Source organism: Burkholderia sp. LK4 (genome assembly GCF_001043615.1).
In the GTDB taxonomy this organism is placed as follows: domain Bacteria; phylum Pseudomonadota; class Gammaproteobacteria; order Burkholderiales; family Burkholderiaceae; genus Burkholderia; species Burkholderia cepacia.
The window spans coordinates 1-3,139 of sequence record NZ_LDUL01000171.1; the positions used below are offsets into that span (position 1 = coordinate 1).

The following is a 3,139-nucleotide window of genomic DNA, read 5'->3' on the forward strand; positions in this document are numbered from 1 at the left end:
TGTCTCGTGCACGGTGCCGTTTTTTTCGCGCACTCGATATATTCCGTAGAATATATCGCAACCAGCACTTCCGGAGATTCGCCATGCCCCGCACGCCGACGGATCGCGCCCCGCAGCGCACCGCACGGGAACAGCCGCTCGCGCACAAGATCAGCGCGCTCAGGCCGCTGTCGAGCGACGCACGTGCGCAGCAGATCACGGATGTCGTCGACGCGTTCCGACGCCTGCGCGGCAGCGTCGTGCGCTTCATCCGGATGTTCTCGACTGCGCACGCTGAAAACGCGCAGGACGATGCGCTGTCCGCGATGGGCTTTCGTGAACTGCTGTCCACGCTCGAAGACGACGCACGCACCGCCCGTTTCACGCGCCTGCCCGAACTCGAACGGGCGATCGGCCACGCGCGCCGCCTCGAACGCACACGCGACGACGTGTTCTCCGATTCGTTCAGCAACGACCCGGCCGCAATGCGCGACGCGGTTGCCGCGCTGGAGCGTGTCGACGTGCTGTTCGTCGGGCTGTGCGTCGAGTACGTGATGGAGCGGCACGCGCCGGCATCGCGTCCCGTTTCACCGTCCGCCCCGGCATCGCCCTCCGCCGCCCTGCCGCTCACCGACCGCCCGACCGCGCTCTGCTGACCGCACCACGCCGCACCACGCCGCACCACGCCGCATTACCCGGTGATTTCCCCCGAATTTCGTTCGTTATATTCCGTGGTATATTTCGCGAATCTTTCGCGCATCCGTCTCCGGCCCGACCATGCCGGACAGAGGTCAACATGCACGCTCCGCCCTTTCGCCTTGCCCGCACGGCGGATCTCTCGTCGCCCGGCGGTAATCCGCCCGCGGCAACCGGCACGCGGGTCGACGCATGCTGCGCGCCGTCGCGCGCGCAACTGACCGAGCTGAAGCGCCGCACGCGCCTGTCCGAGCTCGACGCGAACCTGCACTGCTCGATCATCGGCACCTGCCTGACCACGCACGAGCTGCGCAGGCTCGTGCCGAAATACACCGACCTCGACCGCCAGCACGCGACCGACCTCGACATCCATCACGCCGCCGTCGAGCTCGCGATCGACGGCACGGCCGGCGCCAGGGCATTGCACAAGGCGCTCGACGAGCGTTACGCCGGCGCGATCCGCGCATTCGACAGTGCACAGGATGCCGATGACCTTCTTGCGCGCTGGAAGGAGGCGCTCAAGAGCGGCGACATCCCGCCTGCCTACTGGGCGCTGATGACGCATCCGCGCACGACGATGGCCGTGCGTCAGGCCGCGTTCGGCGACCTGCACATGCTGTCGCACCTGGTCGGCGCGGCCAATCGCGCCGATATCCGGCGGCTGGTCGTGCTGGAGGAGGAGAATGCGGCGCTGCACGCGAAGATCGACCGGCAGCAGGCGCGCCTGCAAGAGATGAGCGCGCAGCGCGACGCGGCGCTGCAGGAGCGGGATGCGCTCGTTGCGCGCCGGAATGCACAGCCGCCGGCGGCTGAAAGCGCATTGCGCGACGAAGTCCACGAACTGCGCGAAGCACTGGCCGCGCGCGATGAACGACTCGCGCTGCACACGAGCCGCCGCGAGGCGGCCGAGCAGCGGATCGCCGCGGAACAGGCGAGCGCACGCGCGATGCGCGCGCGGCTCGACGACCTGATGGCGATGGTGAAGACGCTGCGCGCCGAAGCAAGCGCGATCGAACGGGCGGTGCAGGCGTCGGCGGACGATCCCGCCGAACACGCGGCCGATCCGCTGTCGATCCTGCGGGGCACACGTCTGGTCTACGTCGGCGGGCGCCCGGGCTCGAACCGTGCGATCAGGCGGATCGTCGAAACGGCGGGCGGTGACGTGACGCTGCATGACGGCGGTATCGAGGATCGCAAGGGCCTGCTGGCCGCCGCGCTACCGGGCGCGCACATGGTCGTGTTTCCGGTCGACTGCATCGACCACGATTCGATGAACCTGCTCAAGCGCATCTGCGAACGCCACCACGTCGCGTACTACCCGCTGCGGACGGCCAGCGTCGCCAGCTTCGTCGAACTGATCGGGCGGATCGATGCACAGGCGCGCGACGTCATGGCGCCGGATGCCGCCGCGGGCGGCACGCCGCGCTTCTGCCTGCGGCACGGCTAGACCTGATTCGCTTCGACGCGCTCCTTCTGCCCTTCAGCGGGTCAGTGCAAGCGCGTCGTCGGCATCAACAGGCCCCGGGCAAGCGCTCGCGCAGCGCGCGCATCAGCGCCGCACCATTTTCGTGAGCGCGGCGATTTCGTCGGCACACGCCGCGTAGGCGCGCGCCTCGATCCCGCGATAGAGGCGGATGATCTCCTCGCCGACCGGCGTGAGCACGCTGCCGCCGCCGCTCTGCCCGCCATGCTCGGACACCGTCGCCGGCGATTTCAGCGAGCGGTTCAGTTCGTCCATCAGCAGCCACGCACGCCGGTACGACATCTTCAGGCTGCGCGCGGCCGCCGAAATCGAACCGTGTTCGTGCACGGCTTCGAGCAGCGCGACCTTGCCCGGGCCGAGCGCGATCGTGTCGGCCTGCTGGATACGCATCCTGAATCGCACTTCAGGCTTGGGGTGTGCCGGTGTCTTCATGTTGTGCTGCCCTTTGAACGATGCGGGCAAGCATACACGATGGCCGATGCGACGCATGCCGCCCGCGCGCCGGTTCAGACCTCGAGCACGCGGGCGACGATGCCGGCCAGCCGCTTCACGTGGCGCGGCGCGGGCAGGAGGTCGGCGCCCGAGAACAGCAGCGGCGCGCCGTCGTCGATCGACAGCGGCGCGTCGCCGCATTCGAACGCGACGATCACGTGTTCGCCGACCGGCGTGTTGAACAGTTCATGCCAGGAAAACGTGACCGCGTAGCCGTCGTGCGCATGCGCGATGAACACCATGCGCTTGAAGTCGCCCGGCGTGTCGTTGCGCAGCCCGGCCGCGTCGAGCAGGTCCTTCAGCCGCGCGCCGCGATACGGCGCGACCGAGCGGATGAAGCGGTTCGTCGTGAAGCAGCGCAGGTCGAACGGCTCGGCCGTCGCACTCGCGTGCCGGCGCAGATCGTCGAGCGTCACCGTCATCGGCCGCACGAATGCGCCCGTCAGCGCGATCAAGCCTGCCGCCGCCTGTTGTGCCTGTTGTGCCTGT

The 3,139-nt window shown here is 68.6% G+C and carries 4 protein-coding genes; 2 read left to right on the forward strand and 2 right to left on the reverse strand.

The window, feature by feature from the left end:
- The first annotated feature begins 83 nt into the window (after positions 1 to 83).
- Both VK92_RS38655 and VK92_RS38660 read left to right on the forward strand, forming a co-directional pair.
- Complete coding sequence (locus VK92_RS38655; RefSeq protein ID WP_048026077.1) at positions 84 to 635, forward strand: hypothetical protein; 552 nt, start codon at positions 84 to 86, stop codon at positions 633 to 635.
- Between the two features lie 140 nt (positions 636 to 775).
- The gene (locus VK92_RS38660) at positions 776 to 2,122 is read left to right on the forward strand and encodes a DUF2325 domain-containing protein (protein ID WP_048026076.1); all 1,347 of its coding nucleotides are present in this window, start codon (positions 776 to 778) and stop codon (positions 2,120 to 2,122) included.
- Between the two features lie 102 nt (positions 2,123 to 2,224).
- Here the strand turns inward: VK92_RS38660 and VK92_RS38665 are convergent, their stop codons facing one another.
- A complete protein-coding gene (locus tag VK92_RS38665) occupies positions 2,225 to 2,548 on the reverse strand; it encodes a winged helix-turn-helix domain-containing protein (RefSeq protein ID WP_021159959.1) in 324 nt (107 codons plus the stop codon).
- A 116-nt stretch (positions 2,549 to 2,664) separates the two neighbouring features.
- A partial coding sequence (locus tag VK92_RS38670) for a molybdopterin-dependent oxidoreductase (protein ID WP_048028732.1) occupies positions 2,665 to 3,139 on the reverse strand: 475 nt, incomplete at its 5' end.

What these genes read in the sequence shown, in the direction of transcription:
- VK92_RS38655 (WP_048026077.1), top strand. Translation starts at nt 84, where the DNA reads ATGCCCCGCACGCCGACGGATCGCGCCCCGCAGCGCACCGCACGGGAA.
- VK92_RS38660 (WP_048026076.1), top strand. Translation starts at nt 776, where the DNA reads ATGCACGCTCCGCCCTTTCGCCTTGCCCGCACGGCGGATCTCTCGTCG.
- VK92_RS38665 (WP_021159959.1), bottom strand. Translation starts at nt 2,548, where the DNA reads ATGCGTATCCAGCAGGCCGACACGATCGCGCTCGGCCCGGGCAAGGTC.